Raw genomic sequence first — 22,111 nt, 5'->3', positions numbered from 1 at the left:
GAATGCGCGCATTCCAGGTGGCGTGCCGCCCGCGCTGTGTCATGCCTTACAGTTCGCTCCAATCGATTCGACGCTATCAGAACATTTCGATGTTCGGCGGCGGCATCGTCGTCACGGTCCTGATCCTGATCGCCTGTGCGCTCGGGATGGCGTCGATCGTCTACGGCTATCTCGACGGCGAGCGGCGCAATTACCTCGCGGGCTTCGTACAGACGCTGAACGAAATCAAGGTCAGCGAGACGTCGTTCCGCAACGGCGTATCGAACGCGCAGCTGATCTGGCGGGACATCGACCGCGCGCCGGACGGCGTCGTCGATGCGTTCTACTCGAGCGATCAGCAGATCGCGATTACGCCGTATCCGTCGGTCGTGTTCGGCGTGCCGGGGCAGACCGCCGACCGGCGCGAAGTCGCGCGCTACCTGTCGCTGTCGGTGCTGCTCGCGCGGATCTGCGCGGCGAGTTCGATCAATCGCGGCTATGCGCTGATCGGCTATCACTACAGCACGCGCACCGCGATGTTCGGGCTCGTGCCGAACTCGCGCGGCGACGGAGCCGGCCTCGCGACGCCGGACGAGCGGGCACGCACGCTGGACGCGCTGCGCATCGATTTCGGCGATGCACCGCCGAGCGCCGGCCACGGCCGTCCGCACGTGCGCTGGCTGCCGCCGTTCATCGATCCCGTGTCCGGCGAACGCCGCATCCGGATCGCCGCGCAGGCACAGGTCGACGGCGAGCCGTTCGCCGTGCTCGTGACCGAATACGCGCCCGATTACCTGCTGTCGTGGGTGCCGTCGAATGCAGCCGACGGCACGTTCTTCGTGACAACGGCCGACAACCGGCTCGTGACGGCCGGCCCCGGCGTCGCGCACGACGACGCGCGGATCGCCCGGCTGCTCGATCTCGACGTCGCGCGCGAGCCCGGCGATGCCGACGAGCCGGTGTTCCGCGGCGGCCACGTCGTGTTCCGCGGCACGCTCGACAAGACCGGATGGACGCTCGCATATGCGCTGTCGTGGACGCACATCGCCGCCACCGTCGCGTTGCGCGCGGGCCTGCTGCTCGGCGCGTCGCTGCTGACGATCGCGATCATGTGGGTGCTGCTCGTGCGTTTCCATCATCGTGTGCTCGCGGGCGTCTATGCGCGCTCACAGCGCGTGTTCGACAGCGAGTCGCTGTGCCGCAGCGTGATCGAGATGTCGCCGATCGGGCTCGGGCTCATCTCGCGCGCCGACGGGCGCTTCATGCTCGTCAGTCCCGTGCTCGCCGAACGTGTCGCGCGACTCGGCTGCGATTGCGGCACGCTGTCCGCGCAGATCCTCACGCAGTATCGCGCCGGCGCATCGAATGCGCCGTTTCAGATCGAACTCGTGCTGCCCGATGCGCAGGCCGCGGCCGGCGCCGATGCGCCGCCGCTGCATCTCGAAGTGATCGCACGCGATGCGCGCTATCAGGGGAGCGACGTGCTGATCGTCGCGGTCGTCGACGTGACCGCGAAGCGGCAGCTGGTGCAGAAGCTCGAAGAAGCGGTGCGCGCGGCGGACTCCGCGAATGCGGCGAAGTCGTCGTTCCTCGCCGCGATGAGCCACGAGATTCGCACGCCGCTGAACGTGATCCTCGGCAATCTCGAACTGCTCGAGCGCTCGGTGCTCGATCTGCCGCAGCGCAGCCGCGTGCAGACGCTGCGCAACGCGGCGTCGGGGCTGCTCGAGCTCGTCAGCGGCATTCTCGATTTCACGAAGGTCGAGGCCGGCGCGATGCCGGTCGAGTCGATCGAATTCGATGCGATCGGCGTGATCGCGCGCGAGTTGGGCGCGTACGCACCCGTCGCGAAGGCGAAGGGGCTACCGCTGTTCTGCGAGATCGCGGCGAGCGCGTCGCAGCGGATGCGCGGCGATCCGACGCGGCTCGCGCAGGTGTTCGGCAATCTGCTCAGCAACGCGATCAAGTTCACCGCGCACGGACACGTGACCGCGCGCCTGCGCGCGGTGCGCGGCGAATGCGGCACGGCGGAGCTGGCGATCGCGATCGAGGATACGGGCATCGGCATCGGCAGCGCGGATCTGCACAAGCTGTTCCGTGCGTTCTCGCAGGTCGACGCGACGATCGCGCGCCGTTACGGCGGCACGGGCCTCGGGCTCGCGCTGTGCGATCGCCTCGTCACCGCGATGGGCGGCCGGATCGCGGTGACGAGCGCGCCGGGCGCCGGCAGCTGCTTCACGGTGCGGCTGCCGCTTGGCCTCGACGTCGAGCCGATCGCCGCGCCCGTCGCGCGCGACGCAGGCACGCTGCTGCTGGTCGCGCGTCAGGCGGAGTGGCGGCAGTTCGCGCTGCCGCATCTGGCCGCGTGGGGATTCGACGTGCGCGTCTACGCGTGTCCGACGCAGATACCGGCCGCGCGCTGCATGCGCGCGAGCGCGATCGTGCTGTTCGGCGATGCCGACGAGTGGCCCGGCGACGCGCTCGATCGGCTCGCCGGCAGCGCGCCGGTCGTGCTCGCGACGCCGGACGGCCCGCTCGAGCCCGGCCGCGTCGGCCGCATGATCCGCGTGTCGAGCTATGCACTCGGCGCGCTGCGCGCGGCACTCGTGCCTGCGCGCGGCGGCGCGGCGGCGATCGTGCCGATCGATCGCGCGGCCGAGCCGGCCGCCTGCGGCCGCACGACGATGCGCGTCCTGCTCGCCGACGACGCATCGGTGAACGGCACGATATTGCGCGAGCAGCTCGACGCGCTCGGCTGTGCAGTGCACGTCGTCGGCCTCGCGGGCGCGGCGCTCGACCTGCTGTACCGCAGCGACTGGGACCTGCTGCTGATCGGCACCGATCTGCCCGACATGGCCGCATGCGCACTTGCCGAAGCCGTGCATGCGCGCGGGATGCCGTGCAGCGTCGCGATCGTCACGACGCATCTCGCGCCGGACGAAGCACGCCGCTGCGCGGCCGCGAACGTGTACAGCATATTGACGAAGCCGGTGACGCTCGGACGTCTGCGCGGCGTGCTCTCGGGCGTGGCGCGACGTCGCGGCAAGCACGTCGACGGCGAACAACGACAAGAACAGGACATCGCGCAGCTATCGCACGACGGCGTCGCATGACGTGCCGTCGCGCGCGCGCTGCCGCGAATGTCCGAGGTATCGAAGGCAGACCGTTGCCGCCGCCCGCGTGCGGCACGGATTATTTTGAGGTGGAGAGAGACCGTGCACCATATGGAGAAAGTCATCGCATTGCTGCTCGATTTCGCGATGCTTCCAGAGAAGTCTCGGCGAGACTTTCTGGCGAGCATCAACGAGTTTCTGATCATGTCGCCGTTGCAGCGACGGCATGCGATCGACGCGTGGAAGCAGGTCGCCGAAAACGGGCGACGCGAAGCCGGCATGGCCGGCGAGGGCGCGAACGGCCATTGAAGGTGCGTACGCAGCGAATGCCGCCGGCGCACCAGCACCAGGCGGCGCGCGGCCCTCCCGCGATGCCGCGCGCGCGCGATGCGGGCGCACGGCGCTCGCGCGATCGCGGCGATCTGCGCCGCTCGGCCCGTTGCGCGTGGCGCGCAAGCGGTTCACCGATGCTATTGTCTGGATATTTGATGCTGCTTGCCTGTCCGATCCGTCGAACCGGCGGAGCCGCCGAACGGGTCAGGCCGCACGGCGCGCGGCCGATGACGGCCATGAGCGAGCACATCGTCGAAGCCGGGGAGAACAGAGACCATGGATGAATTCTGCGTGCGGGTGATGGTGGCGGACGACCACCCTTCGTCCGCGATCGGCATGTCGAGGGTGTTGGCCGAAAGCAGCACGATCGAGCTCGTCGGGACCGTGTCGAACTCGACCGATCTCGTCGCGGCACTGGAAGAAAACCCGAGCGACGTGCTGGTGCTCGACTACGTGATGCCGGGCGGCAAGTTCGGCGACGGGCTCGTGCTGCTGTCGTTCCTGCAGCGCCGCTATCCGGCGCTGCGGATCGTGACGATCACGATGATCGACAACCCGAGCGTGCTGCATGCGATCCGCCGGCAAGGCGTCGGCTGCATTCTAAGCAAGTCCGATGCGATCTCGCATCTGGTCGGCGCCGTCCACGCGGCGTTCGTGTGTGCCGATTATCAGTCGCCGCACATCCGGCATCTGCTCGACAGCGCCGGCTCGTCGGTCACCGAGCGGCGGCTCACCACGCGGGAAATCGAAGTCGTACGCCTGTACGCCGCGGGCATGACCGTCGGCGAGATCGCCGCGCAACTGCATCGCAGCAAGCAGACGATCAGTTCGCAGAAGGCGAGCGCGATGAAGAAGCTCGGCATCGTCCGCGATGCGGATCTGATCCGGTTCGCCGATGAAGGCATGCTGCCCGATCCGGCCGGCAATACGCAGCAGAAGGCCCGGCCGTGATCGCGCCGCGCCGCTGCGTCATGCATGTCGCAGCGGCATGCGCGTGCGCGGCGATCGTCTCCACCGCCCCGGCGCCCATGCGCCTCCCTCAGCAGCCGAGCGTATGCCCAAGGAACTGAAAAAGCTCGCCGCGCGCAGCGCGTCCGCCACCGTCAAACGATTCGAGCCGGCCCGCGTGCGCCGTCAGCAGCGCGCGCTGCTGTACGGCGGCGGCGCGGCCGTCACCGTGTTTATCCTCGCCTGCGCGGTGTTGATCGTCTTGCTCGACGTGTCGGACTTCCTCGCGCGGGCGCGCTCGGCGTTTCTCGGGCGCGAGGCCGAGCTGCATGCGGAGCTGCAGGTCGCGAACGCGCTGCTCACGCATCACGCGGACAGCATCGAGATGTTCGAGCGCACCGATCCGCGCGCGACGCCCGCTCAGCTACGCCGGCTCGACGACGCGCACGGCCGGCTGATCGTCAGCGGCCGCGCGGGGATGCCGTCGACCGCCGTGCTCGCGGACCTTACGCACGATCGCGGCGCCGCAGCGTACTCGCGGTACGTCGCGCTGCTGTTTCAGCAGACCGACATGATCGCGGTGTCGATGCCGCACACGATCAACGCGGGGCTCAGCGCCTATCTGATCGGCACGGGGGGCGACTTCATCGGCATCGTCGGCGTTCAGCCGGTCGGCCGGCTGACGGGCCGGCTCGATGCGATCGACATGCATGCGCTGATTCGCAGCGTCGAGCCGCACCGCGGTATCGGCGTGCCGCTGCGCACGATCGACGGCCGCGACGACGCGCTGCTCGACACGCGCGACGATACGCTGCTCGGCCGCCCCGTATGGCGACTCTCGCGGCCCGTGCGCGGTGCGTCCGGGCAGCCGATCGCCTGGCTCGTGATCAACACGCGCGCGCAGGTCGGCGCGATCATGAAGCCCGACTATGCGGACGACACGCATGCGCTCGTCGACGCGCGCGGAACGGTCGCGATCGGCGCGCCGGTCCCGGCGGTGCTCGTCGAGCGTGCGCTTGCGTTCGCGCGTGCGCCGGGCGACGTGCGTGCGGCCGTGCATCGCGTCGGCACGCGCTTCGTGATCGGCGATCGTCTGCCCGAATCCGATCTCGTGTTCGTCACGACGTTCTCGTGGCGCAGCGTCGTCGAAGCGCTGGCGGTGTCGCTCGGTGCGACGGCCGGCGCGGCGCTGTTCGCGATCGCCGCGCTGTGGCTCGCGGTCGTCGCGTTCGATCGGCGCGCGCTGCGTCCGGCCTATCGCCGTGCGATCCGGCTGATCGAAAGCGATGCGCTGAACCGCGCGTTGATCCGCACCGCGCCGGCAGGCCTCGCGCTGTTGTCGCTCGCGGACGGCGACGACATCGTCTGCAACGAAACGATGACGCGCTACGAGCGGCTGACGTCGGACGCGCCGCTCGGCAAGCGGCTGTGGCGCGCCTATCGCGAGCATCGCGACGCGAGCGGCTACGCGAAGGTCGTCACGTGCGAGCTGCCGATCGCTCCGGACCGGCCCGATACGCCGCATGTCGTCGCGAACATCATGCGTACGCGCTATCGCGGTGTCGACGCGCTGCTGTGCACGCTGACCGACATCACCGCGCGCAAGCAGATGGAGCAGAAGCTGCACGAGGCGCGCGTCGCCGCGGAGTCCGCGAACAAGGCGAAGTCGACATTCCTCGCGACGATGAGCCACGAGATCCGCACGCCGCTGAACGCGATCGTCGGCAACCTCGAGCTGATGGCGCGCGCGCCGCTCGCGCCGACCGAGCGGCGGCGGCTCGACACGATCGCGTCGTCATCGGACGCGTTGCTGCGGATCATCGACGACGTGCTCGACCTGTCGAAGGCCGAGTCGAACCAGATGACGATCGAGCGCATCCCGTTCGACGTGCGCGACGTACTGGACGACATCGCCGCGTTCTATCGCCCGCTCGCGAGCGCGAAAGGGTTGGAGCTGACGTGCCGCGTGGCGCCCGAGCTGGCCGACGGATACGTCGGCGACCCGGTGCGGCTGCGTCAGATCGTGTCGAATCTCGTCGACAACGCGATCAAGTTCACGGAGCGCGGCTGCGTGTCGATCGATGTGCGACGGGTGGTGCGCGGCGCGGGCGGCGCGCGCGTCGAGATCCGCGTCGCGGACACCGGGATCGGGATACCGGCCGACAGCGTGCCGACGCTGTTCGACGTGTACATCCAGGCCGACGCGTCGATCTACCGCCGCTTCGGCGGCACGGGGCTCGGGCTGCCGCTGTGCCGGCGCATCGCGATGCTGATGCACGGCGATCTCACCGTCGACAGCCGCGAACGCGAAGGCACGACGATGTGCGTGACGCTGCCGCTGCCGGAAGCGCCGCCGAACTGGCGCGCCGCGCAGCCGGGCGCGATGGCGCAAGCGGCGCCGGGCAGCGTCGACGTCGCGCGCGACGCGACGCCGATTCGCGTGCTGGTCGCCGAAGACCATCCGGCGAGCCGCGCGCTGCTGCGCGATCAGCTGGAAGCGCTGCATCACAGCGCGACGATCGTCGAGAACGGCATCCAGGCGATGCGCGCGTTCTTCGAAGCGCCGTTCGACGTCGTGCTGACCGATCTCGGGATGCCGGAACTCGACGGTTATGCACTCGCGAATTTCCTGCGCGAGCAGCGTGCGGGCGTGCCCGTGATCGCGATGACCGCGCACGCGACGGAGGACGACTATCGTCGCTGCGAGCAGGTCGGTATCGCGGAGCTCGTGCTGAAGCCGTTGTCGATCGCGGTGCTCGATGCGGCGCTGACGCGGCATGCCGGCCAGCGCGCCGCATCGGCGCGCGATACGGCGGATGTCGCGTACGACGCACCGTCCGTGTTGTCGGACGACGTGCGCGATACGCTGCGCGCGGCAACGCGCCGCTCGATGGCATTGCTCGACGACGCGGCGGCACGCGGCGATGTCGCGACGCTGCGGCTCGAACTGCATTCGATGCGAGGCGGTTTCGCGCTTGCCGGCGATACCGATGCGTGTGACGCCTGCGCGGCGATGGAGCGCGCGGTCGAGGCGGGGACCGTCGACGCGAACTGGCCGGACTTCCAGCACGCTATCGCGCGTGCGCTGGCCCGGCTCGACGCCGACGCGTAACGCGTCCCACGTATCGGGCAACGCGCATCGCGCCCGCGGCCGGATCGCGTCAACCGTCCGCGAAGATCGCGCTGTATGCGCTCAACGCGGGCACACCGCCGAGATGCGCATACAGCACCTTCGCTCCCGGCTCGAATTCCCCACGCCGCACCTTGTCGATCATGCCGTGCATCGATTTCCCTTCGTAGACGGGATCGGTCAGCACGCCTTCGAGCCGCGCGCAGAGCCGGATCGCTTCCAGCGTGCCTTCGTTCGGCAACCCGTACTCGGGGCCGGCATAACGCGTGTCGAGCACGACGTCGGCGTCTGTCATATCGCGGCCGAGGTCGACGAGCTCGGCCGTATGACGCGCGATGCGGGTGATTTGCTCGCGCGTGCGCGCGGGCGTCGCCGACGCGTCGATGCCGATCACGCGGTCCGCGCGTCCGTCGGCCGCGAAGCCCACGACCATCCCGGCCTGCGTGCTGCCCGTGACCGAGCAGACGACGATGTAGTCGAAGCGTATGCCGAGCTGCGCCTCCTGCGCGCGCACTTCTTCCGCGAAGCCGACGAAGCCGAGGCCGCCGAGCGGATGTTCGGAGCAGCCGGCCGGAATCGGATATGGCCGCCCGCCCGCCTGTCGCACGCTTTCGAGCGCTTCCTCCCAGCTGCGGCGAATGCCGATGTCGAAGCCGTCCGGCACGAGCCGCACGTCGGCGCCCATCATGCGCGATAGCTGAATGTTGCCGACGCGGTCGTAGACGGGATCGTCGTAGTTCACCCAATGCTCCTGCACCAGCACGCACTTCATGCCGAGATGCGCGGCGACGGCCGCGACCTGCCGCGTCTGGTTCGACTGGACGCCGCCGATCGACACGAGCGTATCCGCGCGCTGCTCGAGCGCGTCCGGAATCAGGTATTCGAGCTTGCGCGTCTTGTTGCCGCCGAACGCGAGACCGCTGTTGCAGTCCTCGCGTTTCGCGTAGAGCTCGACCTTGCCGCCGAGGTGATCGCTCAGGCGCCTGAGCGGCTGGATCGGCGTCGGGCCGAACGTCAGCGGATAACGAGGGAAGCGTTGCAGGTTCATCGGCGTGCTCCGGGGACGTAGAGAGAGAGGCGGGATCGCTCGCGCATGGCCGGCGGCCGCGCAGCCCGTCGGAAAATGATACGAACGTGGACACGAAATGAGCTTGCGAAATAAATCGCGTCGGCCTACGTTGCGGAAGACGATCACGTCGATTCAGAAATTTCAGTTCGTCGAATTGGAGAAACACGCAATGAAATTAGACAGGAAGGCTGCGTCGCCCGGCGATGTCGCGCCGACGCTCGATCGCATCGACCGCGCGATTCTTCGGCAACTGCAGCGGGACGCGTCGATCTCGAACGTGAGCCTCGCCGCGAAAGTGAAGCTCAGTGCGCCCGCATGCCTGCGGCGCGTCGAGCGGTTGAAGGAGATGGGGCTGATCCGCGGGATCGTCGCGCTGCTCGACCCGAAGCCGCTCGGGGCCGGCATGCTCGTCGTGATCGGCTTCGTGCTCGACCGCTCGACGCCCGAAGCGTTCGCTGCATTCGAGACGGCGGCGCAGGAAGTGTCGGGATGCGTCGAATGCCATGTCGTGACCGGCGAATTCGACTACTTCATGCTGGTGCGCACACGCGACAACGAGAGTTTCAATCGGCTGCACGCCGAGCAATTGCTCTATCTGCCGGGTGTGCGTCAGGTGAGGTCGTTCATGGTGCTCAAGGAAATTCTTTCGACGCATGCGTTGCCGGTTTAGCGCGAGTCGTTCGGTGCGTCGGCGGCGCCCGCCGGTTTCGTTTGCCTGTCGGCATCTGACGAATCGATACGGCTGCTCGATGCGCCGGTTCTGGATGCAGCCGGATCGGCGCCGACGCGTCTCGTGCGCCGATCCGCACCGTGATGCGCGGTCCGCCCGTTCGTGACGACCAGTGCACGTTCGCGGTATTTGAAATGTGAAAAAAGCGTGACGTTTCGTTGTGGAGAACGAAGCGAGAGCAAAAAGAAAGAGAATTTCGCGCTCGTCCTATCTCCCATCCCGCAATTATAGGAATCATCCTATTTAACGTTCCTTCTGATCAATTCACTATTTCGTCCGTGGAGTCCAATTCCACATGTCGGGCGAAATGCCTCGGTTTCGGAAAACCATTTTTCTAGAGAAATATAGATATGAAAGTTAGCCAACTCGTCGTAGCTCTGGGTGTGAGCGGTGCACTGATCGGTCTCGCTCACGCTGCGCCCGCGAACGACAATCAAGTGTCGAAGAAGATCACGCTGACCGCGCAGATCAACGACGGCATTTTCGTCTCGAAGCCGGATGGTTCGTCGTGGTACTCGACGGAAGAGCTGGAAGCGACGGACTACAAGCAGGCGAAGTTCCAAAAGACGCTGCCGATCCGCGTGTGGACCAAGGGCGCGGACTTCAACGTGTCGCTGGCACAGGAGCTGAAGCTGTCGTCGGGCAACGGCTATTCGATGGCGAACCCGGTCGTGACGCTGGCAAGCGCCGCCGGCAACAAGACCGTTGCTTTCGGCAAGCAGGAAAAGATCACGCAGGTCGTCACGGGCAACGGCGGCTATGACGAATTGCACGATCTGACGATCGCCGTCGACGCACCGACGAAGGTCGGCAACCGCAGCACGAACGGCAGCTACAGCGGCGATCTCGTGATGCTCTTCGAGCCGGTGGCAGCAGCAGGCGGCGGCTCGGGCGGCTCGGGCGGCTCCGGCCAGTAAGCCAGCTTTTCGGCCCCGGGCTCACCGGGGCCGTTTTCCCCTCATCGAATCATTCCGATTTCCATAGCCGATTCGAATTCAGATCCCATTTCATAGAAAAAAGCGTGTCTGCCTTTCAAGCCCCGTTTCAATTCAACAAGCTGTGGCTGGGTGCATTCCTGTTGTTTGTTTCTTCGCACTCGTACGCAGAAGTAAAGGTATCGTATGGCGTACCTGAAGGGTTCACTGCGGCTGAAATGGACGATAGCGCAAACTATGTCGCGACGTTCAAGGGCAGAACGCTTCCGGGGTTTATTCGATATTCGGCAACCGCCGCATCCCTCGAATTCGATGCGCAGAAATATGCGGCGAACGGCATCTCGCCGGACGACGTCGATACGATCCGCGGTGTCGTGTCGCAGCTCGACTACAAGCGTTGCCGCAACGGTTGCGATGTCGAAATCGCCGGCTACTACGTCACGATCGACAAGCTGAGGCGGTCGATCTCGATCCGCGATACGCGCGAAGACTATCTCGTGCCGAAAACCGCGTTCGGGCTCGTCAACAACCAGTCGGTCGACGTGCGCGCATCGACGGACAGCTATCGCGCGTTCAACGTGAACGGCACGACGTGGGTCGGCTTGCCCTCGCAGAGCTTCGGCTATCTGAGCTGGTATGTGAACCACACCGAGACGCGCGGCAACAGCATCGGTACACAGGGCGTCTCGTCGTACTACCTGCAGAAGAACTTCGCCAGCACGTATGTTCGTGCGGGCAAGCAGAACAGCATCGACTATGCATCGGGGGCGGTCAGCACGCTGCTGTCGCCGGGCTTCGACCACTTCGTGACGGTCGGCAGCCAGCGCAATCTGCAGGTCAACCGTAGCGTGGGCTCGCTGATCCTGTATGCGACTGCCGAAGGGAACTACGAGTTCTATCGCAGCGGACGCCTGATCCTGAAGCGGCCCGCCGCGCTCGGCCGCAACGAAATCAGCTTCGCGGATCTGCCCGGCGGCTACTACCCGGTGGAGGTGCGCCTCGTCGATCGCAGCGGCCACGTCGTGAGCCAGGAAGTTCGCGAGATCAACAACGTCAACTTCGGCAGGACCGCCGGCAATGCGTGGCGCTTCACGGTCGGCAAGGAGATGCGCGAGCAGGGCGGCTTCCTGATGGAAGCCGCGATGAGCCGCAATTTCCGCCAGTTCTACATGAACGCGTCGACGCTGGTCGGTCACGGCGGAGACTGGGCGGCCGAAATCAACGTCACGCGGCCGACGATGCTTGCCGGCATCGATCTTTCGCCAACGCTCGGCGTGCTGGGCGGCGAGCGCGGTGCGGGCGGCTACGTGACGCTGGCCGCGAGCAACGAAGTGCTCGGCAACGTGATGGTCAGCCGGTATCTGAACAACGACGTGTCGCGCTTCTACACGGGCACGTCGAGCACGAGCGTGTCGTACAGCCGGAACATTCGTCGCGCGACGGCCAGCTACAACTACCAGCGCTCGCCGTTCAACCAGACGCACCAGGCCGAAGTGCGCTGGAACTATCGTCCGAACGGCCTGTGGGCGACCTTTGCGCTCGGCGTGCAGAAGGGCAGCTTCGTGCGTAACTCCGGCAGTGGCGGCTACGGCGTCTATTTCAACATGACGATGCAGCTCGACAGGACGCAGGCGAGCTTCAACGCCGCGCATTCGGGCGGCCAGACGCAGTTGAGCGGTGACTACCGGAAGGATTTCCGGGACGGTTTCGGCACGACCACGCTGGGCGTGACGGGCAGCCGGGTTGGCCGCGACTATGGGATGAACGTCTATGGCACCCGTTCGGGCACGCGCGGCGATGCATCGCTGAACCTCGGCTACAACGGCGACGCCGCGAATCTCGACTTCAACTATCGGGGCATGTTCGCAGCGAGCCGGGAAGGTATTGCATTCGGCCGCTACAGCGGCAGCGGCAGCGCGATGCTGCTGCGCACGCCGAACATCGACGGGATGAAATACGGCTTCAACGTCGAAGGCAACCCGGTCGGCGGCAACAGCACCTATGCGGTGCCGCTCAACGCATATAGCGACGTGCCGTTCGCCCGCGTGCTGAGCAACAGCAGCAAGCTCGACATGAACATCGAGGTGCCGGCGAACATCCTGCGCGCACATCCGGGCCAGGTGTATTCGGCCAGCGCGAAGGTCGATATCAACATGATCTACAGCGGATTCCTGACCGACCACGGCGGCAAGCCGATCAGCGGGAAGATCGCCGAGACCGGCGATACCGTCTACCGCAACGGCTTGTTCTCGATCGTCAGCAAGAAGATGTTGTCGGACCTCACGGTCGCCGGCGACGGTTATCAGTACACGTGCAGCCTGAAGGATGCGAGCGGGTCGTACTACCGCTGCAGCGCGGGCGTCGCGCAGTAACACGAAGGATGAAAAATATGACGTTCAAACCGACAGGCATGTTGTCGCTGGTGGCAGGACTGTTAGCCGCCGTGGCGATTCCGGCATTTGCGGCCGGCGAATTGATGGTGACGCCCGCGACGACACGTGTCGTCAGCGAGCACGACCAGCGCGTGACGGTCAAGAACATGGGCGACGAGCCGATGTATCTGTCCATTTCGGTCCAGAAGGTGATGAACCCCGGCATCACGCCGGAACAGAAGGTCGATCTCGGCGATCTCGAGCGGCCCGGCCTGATCGCAAGCCCCGACAAGCTGACGCTGGGTCCGAACCAGTCGCGGCAGATCACGCTCCAGTCGCTGACGGAAGTGCCGCACGAAGAGCTCTATCGGCTCTATATCATCCCGGTCAAGTCGCTGAAGGTCGACGAGGCGCCGAAGGACAAGATCACCGCGCCGCTGTCGGTGTCGATCGGTTATGGCGTACTGGTTCGACATTTGCCGAAGCCGTTGAAGCAGCATGCAGCGTGGACGCATCGCTGCGAGAACGGGGGGATCACGCTGGAAAGCACGGGCACCGTCCGCTCGGTGTTCCACGACGTCACCGTCGGCGACGGCCAGCCGGCGCAGACGGTCGCCGTATTCCCCGGCATGCCGCAGTACTTCGCGACGAAGCAGATCAAGCTGGATGCGGGCGACAAGCCCGTGACGCTGACATGCGAATGACGGTGCGCATGCCGGCAGCACGCGCGCTCGCCGCCGGTGCGCGACGTTGTGCCGCCGGCGTGCTGATCGCCGCGTACTGCGCGAGCAGTGTCGCGGCCGGCATTCTGAAGCTGTCGCGGCCGGAATTGACGCTCGAGCCTGACAAGCTGCCGGGCGAATTGTGGGTCGAGAACGTGGGCGACACGCCGCTTTACCTGACGGTGTCGCAGGAACTGGTGACGAATCCGGGCCACATGCCGGAACAGCGTGCGCCGATCGACGAGGTGCCGCATCCCGGCTTGCTGGTTACGCCGAACCGGCTGTCGCTCGCGCCGGGGCAGAAGTACCGGATGACGTTGAAGGCGTTCGCCGTACCGGAGGAAACGCAGGTCTGGCGCGTGACGTTCCGGCCGAACGAACGGATCAGGATTGAAGGGCGCGATGCCGAGCACGGTCCCGCGCCGCTTTTTGTCAGTGTGGGATACGGTGCGGTGATTTATCACCTGGGCCGCGAAAAGCGATAACAGTGTCGTCGCGGTAGCGACGTACGCGAGCGCGAGGGCGCGTCGGCGAGAGAGGCAAGGAGCTTATGTTGACCATTATTTCAGCGGTAATCAGGCGTGCGACGGAAAGAATGCGATGGATCGCGTTCACACTCCCGATGCTTGCATTTTTCGTTGTCGATCACGCGTATGCCGTGTCTGTCAAATACGACCTGGTGGAAATCGATATCATCGACCGATATCACTCGTGTTCGTGGACCGATAACGGAAACGGAACCAGCACGCTCCGCGTATCGATCGATTTCAAGGCCACAGAGGGTCGAACCTACGGGCAGGCATTCCTCTCGCGCGGGATAATGGTTTACGGGTACGACAAGAATGGCACCATGCTTCAAAGCAGTGACGTTGCACAGGCGGTTTTCATGGGTAGCGTTCGGCATTCGATCGTGTACTTCGGGAAGGGCTACGTCATGTATAACGGGTACATAGTAGGCTCCGGCATTGAGCCGCCGCGCTATTCCGAGTGGGGGGTTACCAGGGCGTTCACGGCATCCGTCAGGGTGATCGTCGACAATGCCAACGTGGAAGACTGGCCCGCGTTGTCCATTCGCGCCGGAAACTACGCCACTGCGGCCGGTAACCCCGGCTACCTCCCCGGTACGGGCATGAGCGGCTACGATGTCGCCGATGTCAGAGGCGCGGCGTATATCACGCGTTATGGTGGACCGGGCAGCTGCAACGTCGTGAATCCGACCACGCCACCGGAACCGCCGCGGTCGGTCGCGATCGACGTCACTGCCCCGAACTGGGATCTTGGCGAATTGCCGCGCGGCGAGGCAAAGAAGTCCTTTTCCAATATCGAGGACGCTCTCTGCTTCAAATATTCGGGCAGCGCGGTCAACGGCAAGCGCTTCGTGATCGATGCGACCAGTGCGGCAGGTACGGTTAACGGCCGCTATCGGCTTAAGAATGGAACGGACACCATTCCGTACGCCGTGGAGTTATCCAACGGAGCGGTGAATGTACCGTTGCCGAATACCGGCGGCATGACCGTTCCGCTGGATTCGAGCGGGCTATCGTGCTGGATGCCGACGTTCACGACCAACGTGCCTGCCGATGCGAAAGTCGGGCAATACCACGATGTCCTGACGTTTACGGTCGTCACTAAAACCTGACGGCGCGCCAGTGTGCCAGTTCGGGTCACCAGAGCATGGGAGTCAATATGACAAAACGCATCGCCGGATACGGGCTGATTGCCGCGTGTATGCTGCCGGTTTTCGCGATGGCGCAGGAGGTCACGCTTAGCGGCAAGACGAGCAGCACGATCACGGCTACCGTCGTGCCGCGCGACAACTTCGACGTCACCGACGAAAAGGGCGGCTGGTTCGACAGCGGCCTCGAAATGAGGCAGTTGGGCGGCTGGGATGCGCCCTACGAAGTGGAAGCGCGGCTGCGCGTGCTGTCGACGAGCGGCACGTTTCAGGTTCGCCTGGACACGCCGCTCGAGATCCGCAATCAGGCAGACACGCAGAAGATGTTCCAGCGGCCGTCCGTCACGCTGGCACCGGACGGCGGCCAGCCGAAGTCGATCGTGACGGGGCAGGGCACGACGTTCAGCAATCCCGTGCCGCCGGTCGCCGGCGAGGATTCGGTCGGGTACTACACGCTGGCGGTTGCCGCGTATCCGCCAGCGGGCGACTTCAAGGCGACCGCCGGCACATACAGCGGCGTGCTGTCGCTCACATTCGAGCCCACCATCAAGACGCGCTGACGCGCTTGTAGCCGTCGTCGTGCGCGCGCCGCGGCTACGGCACACCCGCCGCCTGTTCGGCCTTCCTCTCCGGCACGCGCGACGCGTTGCCGTCCGGGTGCCGCTTCGGGCTGCGATGGCCGCTTGCAGCGCGAACCTCCGTCAAATCGTTCACGATGAATCTATCCGTGCTTGCCCGCTTCTTCGCAACGTTCACCGCGTACCTGATGATGCCGGCATCGGTGCTGGCCGCGATCGATCTGATACCGAAGGAAGTCGTCGTCGACGGCCAGGAAACTGCCGTCCAGATCGTCAACAACGGCGATCGCCCGGAATACGTGAGCATTTCGCTGTCGCGCCTGATGAATCCCGGTGTGCCGCTGGCCGAAGAAAAGGTCGAACCGGTTGGCGAGAGCGACCAGCCAGCGCTGTACGCGTTCCCGTTCAAGATCAGTTTGGCGCCCGGCCAGAGCAAGACGATCACGCTGAAGTCGCTGCGCGCGGTGGAAACCGAGACGGTGTATCGCCTCGACGTGAAACCCGTGTTGAAAGTCTCCTCCGGAGAAAAGGCGAGCGCGACCGGGACCGTGCTCGTCAGCCTGGCGTTCAGTGGGCTGGTGCGCCAGTTGCCGAACCGCACCCGCGCAGGACTCTCGATGACCTGCGATGCGACGGGCGCACGCCTGACTGCAACCGGCAACGTTCGACATACGGTCAAGGGCGCGCAAGTGGACGGGCGCGTGCTCGACGATTTCAACGTCTATCCGGGCGTGCCGTTGCCGCTGAAAGGGCGTGTCGTGTCGGTGCCGGGGCAGGCGGCCTGTCCGGAGCAGGCTGGTGCCGGCACGTCGTGACATCGTCGCGTATTGCATATCGCGATTTCGGCGAAGGCCCGATCGATCTTCCACATGGAGAGCGCTCGCGCGGACGGGGAGGCGATTCGGGTATATCCGTCGCGTCGTTGCCGATCGTCATGGTGCTCAAGGAAATTGTTTCGGCGCAGGCGTTGCCGGTTTAGCGTGGACATGCCCGCCAGTTTCGTCTGCTTGTCGCCGATCTGACGAACCGATGACGGCCGCCGCGAACTTCCCGCGCGGCGGAACGATGCGCACGGATTCGCGTTCAGGACGCCGATTCCGGCGTTTGTCTATCATGCGCAGAGGTGCCGCGCCGGCACGCACGACGAGCCGGCGCGCGCGGAAACCGGCATGTCGCGCAACCCAACCTGCGAGCGAGGGCATCATGGCAAGACAGACGATGGCGGAATATCTGGCGAAGACGCTTGCGGCAGCGGGCGTCGAGCGTATCTGGGGCGTGACCGGCGACAGCCTGAACGGGCTGTCGTTCAGCCTGAGCCAGATCGGCTCGATCCGCTGGATGCATACGCGGCACGAGGAAAGCGCGGCGTTCGCGGCCGGCGCCGATGCCGCGTCGACCGGGCGGCTCGCCGTGTGTGCGGGCAGCTGCGGCCCCGGCAACCTGCACTTGATCAACGGGCTCTACGACTGCCATCGCAATCATCAGCCGGTGCTCGCGATTGCCGCGCACATTCCGTCGACCGAGATCGGCCTCGGCTATTTCCAGGAAACCCATCCGCAGGAACTGTTCCGCGAATGCAGTCACTTTGCGGAACTGGTGACCAACGCGTCGCAGTTCCCACGGCTGCTGGCGCGCGCAATGCGCACCGCGATCGAAGCGCGCGGCGTCGCCGTGATCGTGCTGCCGGGCGACATCGCGCTCGGCGACGGGCCTGACGAAGCGCCGCGCTGGCACGACGCGGCGCCGCCGTCCATCGTGCCGGCCGACGCCGATCTCGACCGGCTCGCGGCGCTGCTGAACGCGTCCGACGCCGTCACGCTGCTGTGCGGCAGCGGCACGCAAGGCGCGCACGACGAAGTCGTCGCACTGGCGGACACGCTCGGCGCGCCGGTCGTGCATGCGCTGCGCGGCAAGCAGTTCGTCGAATGGGACAACCCGTTCGACGTCGGGATGACGGGGCTGATCGGTTTCAGTTCCGGCTATCACGCGATGGAGTCGTGCGACACGCTGCTGATGCTCGGCACGGATTTTCCGTACCGGCCGTTCTATCCGTCGAATGCAAAGATCGCGCAGATCGACTGGAAGGGTTCGCAGCTCGGCCATCGCACGCCGCTTGCGCTCGGCCTGGTCGGTACCGTGAAGGAGACGATCGCGGCGCTGCTGCCGCGCCTGACGCGCAAGACGCAACGTCGCTTCCTCGAGAACGCGCTGAAGCACTATGCGTCCGCGCGCAAGGGGCTCGACGATCTCGCGGTGGCCGAGCCGCCCGGCCGCGCGATTCATCCGCAGTACCTGACGAAGATCGTCGACGAAGTCGCGGCCGACGACGCGATCTTCACGGCCGATGTCGGCACGCCGACGCTATGGGCCGCGCGCTATCTGACGATGAACGGCAAGCGTCAACTGCACGGCTCGTTCAATCACGGCTCGATGGCGAACGCGATGCCGCAGGCGCTCGGTGCGCAGGGCGCGCATCCGGGGCGGCAGGTCGTGTCGCTGTCCGGCGACGGCGGGCTGTCGATGCTGCTCGGCGATCTGCTGAGCGCGCGCCAGCTCAATCTGCCGATCAAGATCGTCGTCTATAACAACAGCCTGCTCGGCTTCGTGTCGATGGAGCTGAAGGCGGCAGGGTATCTCGATACGAACGTCGATTTGAGCGCGACGGATTTTGCGGCGATCGCGAAAGGCGCGGGCATTTTCAGCGTACGCGTCGAACATTCGGAGAACGTCGAGCACGCGCTGCGCACGGCGTTCGCGCACGACGGGCCGGCCCTCGTCGACGTCGTCACGTCGAAGTACGAACTGGCGATGCCGCCGAAGATCGAACTCGCGCATGCGAAGGGGTTCAGCCTGTTCATGCTGCGCGCGATCCTGAGCGGACGCGGGGACGAGATCGTCGAGTTGGCGAAGACCAATTTGCGGTAACGCGCCCGCGGGCGGCAAAGATACGGGCGCCGCGCGGCCTTCCCCAGGCGACCCGCGCGCGCCGCATCGCGCCCCGCTGCGAGGCCGTGGCGGGGCCCGATCGCACGCCCGTTCGACGCTCGCATGCGCCGCATCGGTCGTCATGCTTGCCGTTTTTGCACGAGCACGCCGCTTTTTTGCACGGCCTTTATGTCGGCTGTCGCAAGCTTGCTACATCTTCAACAGCCGACCTTCTGCATCGGTCGACCGCCGCCATATGTCCCTTTCCTGCCGACCGAATCGCCGTCGCGGTTTTTGCCGTGTGGTGCAGTTGCACGACCCATGCCCAGCCCCGCCGGAGCGTGCCCGGCGAGGCCGGCCGCCACGCGCGACGGCGTTCGCCCTGAGCCCGTACCCGACCCGAAAAACGCTTTTCGGCCGCCGGCGAGGCGCACGCACGGTCCTCCTGCGCGCCGCACCGGCGCCGGCCGGGGAGGAACGGCAATTGCTGTCTATCCATTCGCCGCCCGCGCGTCGCATGTCGCGTCAGCCGGCGGCTCACGTCGGTGCGCCGCGGCGTGCGCGGCGCTGGCCCAAATAACGGAGGGTTCATGTACCTCACGGAAGAAGTGCATATTGCGCGCCCGGTCAGCCGCCGCGCGCGTGTCGAGGCGCTGCCGTCGGGCAGGCAGCTTGCCCGGCAGATCATGATGACGGTTCGCGCGGCGGACGTGCTGCTACGCCAGGCGATCCGGGTGCCCGAGCGGCACCAGTGGTCGGTGGATACCGAACGCGTCGACGCAGCCGGCGGCCCGCTTGCCGCGTGGGACTCGCACGTTACGTTCCGCGTCGCGAAGGCATTCGAGCCCGGCGTCGACGCGAACGCGCGTGCGGCGGACCCGCATCAGGTCGCCGTCGAGATCCGGCTGTTTCTTCCCGAGCAGGCGTATGTGGCCGAGCGACGCATCGGCGTGTTCGGCCGTCGCCACGGCAACCACTTCGGCGCGACGCTGTCGGTCACGGCCGGCTCGCAATGGGGCGGCCGCCGCGTCGAGTTCGTGCCGCCGCCCGGACGGCACGTGCGCGGCGACACGCTCGAAGCGCTCGTCGACGCGGTCGCGCCGATCGTCAACGCGGCGCTCGCGATGACCGGCTTCGGCGTGCCGAAGTGACGGCGCACCACACGCAACGGCGTCGCACGGCAGGCTGCCTTGCCGCCGTGCCGCGCATCGCGGGGCCGCGCCGCATGCGAGACGGCGTGCGGCCTCGCTACGCGTCGCCGGCCTGCCCGGTCTGACGCTGCAGATCCTCCATCAACTGTTCGGCGAGAAAGTCGCACGGCGGACGTTTCGATTTGGTGCTGCGCGCGAGAATCAGTTCGAGCGGCGGCAGGTCCGGCAATCCGTGCGAGCGGCCGAGCATCGACAGCTGCGCGGGAATCGCGCAACGCGCGAGCGGCGCGACCGCGAGACCCGCTTCCACCATGCTGAGCAGACCGAGCAGGCTCGGGCTTTCATACGACGTCCGGTACGGCACCTTCGCGCGTTCGAGGCTGCGGATCGCGTTCTCTCGCGCGACGCTGCCGGGCATGAACACCGCGATCGGCAGCGGCCGTTCTTCCCACACGCGCGGGCCGTTCGTCATCGCAGCCCACGCCATCGGCTCGTGGCGCACGAAATCGCCCGACAGCCCCTTCACGCGCGTGCCGCACACGAGATCGACGGTGCCGTCCTTCAGCAGCGGCGCGAGCGCACTGCTCGGCAGCCCGATCACCTGGATCTCGACCTTCGGATAGGTCGCCGAGAATTTCTTCAAGACCGACGGCAACAGCGACGACGCATAGTCGTCCGGCACGCCGATCACCACCTTGCCGGTCACCTCCGGCCGCACGACGGCCGCCCACGCCTCGTCGCGCAGCGCCAGCATTCGTCTGGCGAAACCGAGCAGCACCTCGCCTTCGCGCGTGAGCACGATGCTGCGCGGCTTGCGCACGAACAGCGGACGGCCGATCGCGTCCTCGAGGCTCTTGATCTGCATGCTGACAGCGGACTGCGAACGGTTCACGGCCTCGGCCGCGCGCGTCATGTTGCCGGTCTCCGCGACGGCGACGACGGTGGCCAGCACGTCGTGATCGAGCATCTTCATCGGTATCAGGAAAATTGAAGGTAACGATCAACATTATGCGTTTTTATTGTTGCTATGTGTCTGCCATAGTGGAATCAAGCCGGCCGTATCGTCCCGATGCGGCACGGCATGCAGCACTGAACAGGAAAGCGTGGTGTATCGATGATCGACCATCCGTTGCGCGCCGCACTGGCCGCCGAATTGCATGCCCGGCCGTTTCTGCGGATCGCCGAGGCCGTGTCGCTCACCCATTACGCGGTGTACGCGGACGGGCAGCCCGATCTGCACGAAACGCTGCTGCACGCGCTGTGTCGCGACACCGGCATGGCCGCGCCGCATGAAGGCGCGACGCACCACGCGGCGCAATCGCGTTGCGGCTGGTATCTGAAGTGGGAGCGCCACACCGAGTTCTCGACGTTCACCTTCGTCGCGCCGCGCCGCGATACCGGCTATTTCGACGATCTTGCGATCGAAGGCATTCCGGCCGCGTGGTTCGCGCGGCTCGCAGGCATCCGCTTCGTCGCGGTGCGCATGGAACTGCTGTCCGGCGACGCCGCGCGGCTCGTGTGCACCGATCTGCGGCGCTGGATCGACGGGCCCGTCCTCGTCGGCAGCAACGTCCTCGGCGGCGGCAAGGTGTTCTGCGACTGGCACGTGCGCGACGACGGCTTCATGCGCCTTCTCGTCGTCGACGATGATTTCCGCGAGGAGCAGGGCGGCCGGCTGCTGCAGCGGCTATACGAGATCGAGACGTACCGGATGATGGCGCTGCTCGCGCTGCCGGTCGCGCGCCGGATGAGCGGCGAGCTCGACGAGATCCACGCGGCGCTGCACGCGCTGATGCAGCAGATGGATGCGGGCGGCGCAGGCGACGACGATGCGTCGCTGCTCGTGAAGCTCACGCATCTCGCGGTGCGCGTCGAAGCGCTGTCGGGCGCGGGCGGCCGGTTCAGCGCGTCGCGCGCCTACGAGAAGCTCGTGCTCGCGCGCATCCAGGAATTGCGCGAGGAGCGCATCGAAGGGATGCCGACGATCGCCGAATTCATGGAACGGCGCTTCGCGCCCGCGATGGAGACGTGCCGCAGCGTATGGGCACGTCACGAGCAGATCGCCGCGCGCATCGCGCGTGCGGTCGATTTACTGCGCACGCGCGTGAATCTCGCGCAGGAGAAGGACGTCACGCGGCTGCTCGCCGGCATGGAGCGCACCGCACGCAATCAACTGCATTTGCAGCATGCGGTCGAAGGGCTGTCGGTCGCTGCGATCTCGTACTACGTGCTGTCGCTCGCCACCGCCGCCTTCAAGGCGCTGCACGTGATGAAGCTGCCGGTCGATCCCGAGCTCGCCGAAGGCTTGCTGATTGCACCGGTGGTGTTCGCGGTGATCCACATTACGCGGCGCACGCGCGCGCAGCTCGCGCACGCGGAAGCCGCACACGACGGCGGCGCCGTGCGAGTCGCCGCACTGAAGCAGGCAAGCTAAAACAAACGACTACGTAT

General features: G+C 66.2%; 17 protein-coding genes. 15 read left to right on the top strand and 2 right to left on the bottom strand.

Translation table 11 applies throughout. The features are described from left to right. The first annotated feature begins 41 nt into the window (after positions 1 to 41). The 4 genes from BCR55_RS20645 to BCR55_RS20630 all read left to right on the top strand — a co-directional run bounded on the left by BCR55_RS20645 (position 42) and on the right by BCR55_RS20630 (position 7,485). Positions 42 to 3,092 (top strand): ATP-binding protein, encoded by a 3,051-nt coding sequence (locus BCR55_RS20645; RefSeq protein ID WP_258178732.1) that lies wholly within the window; start codon positions 42 to 44, stop codon positions 3,090 to 3,092. Positions 3,093 to 3,194: 102 nt separating this feature from the next. Continuing rightward, the gene (locus tag BCR55_RS20640) at positions 3,195 to 3,401 is read left to right on the top strand and encodes a hypothetical protein (RefSeq protein WP_006404487.1); all 207 of its coding nucleotides are present in this window, start codon (positions 3,195 to 3,197) and stop codon (positions 3,399 to 3,401) included. Between the two features lie 300 nt (positions 3,402 to 3,701). After that, positions 3,702 to 4,376 carry a response regulator transcription factor gene (locus BCR55_RS20635; RefSeq protein ID WP_006404485.1) on the top strand — a complete coding sequence of 225 codons (675 nt, stop codon included), beginning with the start codon at positions 3,702 to 3,704 and terminating at the stop codon, positions 4,374 to 4,376. A gap of 103 nt (positions 4,377 to 4,479) precedes the next feature. Further along, a complete protein-coding gene (locus BCR55_RS20630; RefSeq protein ID WP_065495737.1) occupies positions 4,480 to 7,485 on the top strand; it encodes a hybrid sensor histidine kinase/response regulator in 3,006 nt (1,001 codons plus the stop codon). Between the two features lie 49 nt (positions 7,486 to 7,534). Here the strand turns inward: BCR55_RS20630 and BCR55_RS20625 are convergent, their stop codons facing one another. Then, positions 7,535 to 8,551, bottom strand: coding sequence for a 1-aminocyclopropane-1-carboxylate deaminase (locus BCR55_RS20625; protein ID WP_065495735.1), 1,017 nt, complete (start codon positions 8,549 to 8,551; stop codon positions 7,535 to 7,537). A 190-nt stretch (positions 8,552 to 8,741) separates the two neighbouring features. Between BCR55_RS20625 and BCR55_RS20620 the strand changes: the two genes are divergently transcribed. The 10 genes from BCR55_RS20620 (at position 8,742) to BCR55_RS20575 (ending at position 19,660) form a co-directional block, all read left to right on the top strand. Then, a complete protein-coding gene (locus BCR55_RS20620; protein ID WP_035488207.1) occupies positions 8,742 to 9,242 on the top strand; it encodes an Lrp/AsnC family transcriptional regulator in 501 nt (166 codons plus the stop codon). A gap of 410 nt (positions 9,243 to 9,652) precedes the next feature. Further along, positions 9,653 to 10,219: a CS1 type fimbrial major subunit gene (locus tag BCR55_RS20615; RefSeq protein WP_035488015.1), complete on the top strand. Its 567-nt coding sequence runs from the start codon at positions 9,653 to 9,655 to the stop codon at positions 10,217 to 10,219. A gap of 236 nt (positions 10,220 to 10,455) precedes the next feature. Then, the gene (locus BCR55_RS20610; protein ID WP_065495733.1) at positions 10,456 to 12,609 is read left to right on the top strand and encodes a TcfC E-set like domain-containing protein; all 2,154 of its coding nucleotides are present in this window, start codon (positions 10,456 to 10,458) and stop codon (positions 12,607 to 12,609) included. 17 nt (positions 12,610 to 12,626) lie between these two features. Continuing rightward, positions 12,627 to 13,313 carry a pilus assembly protein gene (locus BCR55_RS20605; protein WP_065495731.1) on the top strand — a complete coding sequence of 229 codons (687 nt, stop codon included), beginning with the start codon at positions 12,627 to 12,629 and terminating at the stop codon, positions 13,311 to 13,313. An 8-nt stretch (positions 13,314 to 13,321) separates the two neighbouring features. Further along, entirely contained in the window at positions 13,322 to 13,816 is a 495-nt protein-coding gene (locus tag BCR55_RS20600; RefSeq protein WP_175403837.1) for a hypothetical protein, read from the top strand. A gap of 65 nt (positions 13,817 to 13,881) precedes the next feature. Continuing rightward, positions 13,882 to 14,970, top strand: a complete 1,089-nt coding sequence (locus BCR55_RS20595; protein ID WP_244104620.1) for a hypothetical protein — start codon at positions 13,882 to 13,884, stop codon at positions 14,968 to 14,970. Positions 14,971 to 15,017: 47 nt separating this feature from the next. Next, on the top strand, positions 15,018 to 15,566 hold the full coding sequence (locus BCR55_RS20590; RefSeq protein WP_065495723.1) for a hypothetical protein: 549 nt from the start codon (positions 15,018 to 15,020) through the stop codon (positions 15,564 to 15,566). A 155-nt stretch (positions 15,567 to 15,721) separates the two neighbouring features. Further along, a complete protein-coding gene (locus tag BCR55_RS20585) occupies positions 15,722 to 16,399 on the top strand; it encodes a hypothetical protein (protein WP_065495722.1) in 678 nt (225 codons plus the stop codon). Positions 16,400 to 16,787: 388 nt separating this feature from the next. Next, positions 16,788 to 18,509: a ubiquinone-dependent pyruvate dehydrogenase gene (gene poxB / locus BCR55_RS20580; protein WP_053298007.1), complete on the top strand. Its 1,722-nt coding sequence runs from the start codon at positions 16,788 to 16,790 to the stop codon at positions 18,507 to 18,509. 590 nt (positions 18,510 to 19,099) lie between these two features. After that, positions 19,100 to 19,660 carry a hypothetical protein gene (locus BCR55_RS20575; RefSeq protein WP_006404469.1) on the top strand — a complete coding sequence of 187 codons (561 nt, stop codon included), beginning with the start codon at positions 19,100 to 19,102 and terminating at the stop codon, positions 19,658 to 19,660. Between the two features lie 97 nt (positions 19,661 to 19,757). On the opposite strand, the gene BCR55_RS20570 is transcribed toward BCR55_RS20575, so the two are convergent. Next, positions 19,758 to 20,633, bottom strand: coding sequence for a LysR family transcriptional regulator (locus tag BCR55_RS20570; protein WP_006397730.1), 876 nt, complete (start codon positions 20,631 to 20,633; stop codon positions 19,758 to 19,760). A 141-nt stretch (positions 20,634 to 20,774) separates the two neighbouring features. Here BCR55_RS20570 and BCR55_RS20565 point away from each other — a divergent pair, with 141 nt between their 5' ends. Next, a complete protein-coding gene (locus BCR55_RS20565) occupies positions 20,775 to 22,094 on the top strand; it encodes a DUF3422 family protein (protein WP_065495721.1) in 1,320 nt (439 codons plus the stop codon). The last annotated feature ends 17 nt before the right edge of the window (positions 22,095 to 22,111 follow it).

Source organism: Burkholderia sp. CCA53 (assembly GCF_001685525.1).
GTDB classification, from domain to species: domain Bacteria; phylum Pseudomonadota; class Gammaproteobacteria; order Burkholderiales; family Burkholderiaceae; genus Burkholderia; species Burkholderia multivorans.
This window is presented reverse-complemented; position numbering and strand designations above follow the sequence as displayed.